The sequence below is a fragment of the Streptomyces aurantiacus JA 4570 genome (assembly GCF_000414115.1).
In the GTDB taxonomy this organism is placed as follows: Bacteria; Actinomycetota; Actinomycetes; order Streptomycetales; family Streptomycetaceae; genus Streptomyces; species Streptomyces aurantiacus_A.
On sequence record NZ_AOPZ01000447.1, the window covers coordinates 1 to 374 of the forward strand.

Genomic DNA, 374 nt, shown 5'->3' on the forward strand with positions numbered 1-374 from the left:
GGCGCGCCGGGCGCCGCTCGCCGTCCTCGTCGGCCCGCCCGTCCGGCTCGGCCGGCGCGGTGAACCCGGCGGCGGCCTTGCGGGTGGCACGACGACGCGTACGCCCGCGCGGTGCGGCGTCGGCCTCGGCCTCGCCCTTCTCCGACTTCACGGCCTTCACGGCCTTCTCGGCCTTCTCAGGCTTGGCCTTCTCAGGCTTGTCGGCCTTGTCGGCCTTCTCGGGCTGGGCGGGCGTCTCGGCCCGCTCCTCCTGCGCCTGCTTGTCGTCGGCGGCGCGGGTGGCACGGCGGCGGGTGCGGGCGCGGGGGGCCTCGGCCTCGGCGGCCGGGGTCTCGGGGGTGGCCGTGGCCTCGGGAGCCTCGGCGGACGCGGCC

Annotated in this window: 1 protein-coding gene; it reads right to left on the minus strand. The window is 79.4% G+C overall.

The features are described 5' to 3' along the window. Positions 1-374 (minus strand): hypothetical protein (locus STRAU_RS34000; protein ID WP_037663739.1); only part of this gene is annotated, 374 nt, incomplete at both ends.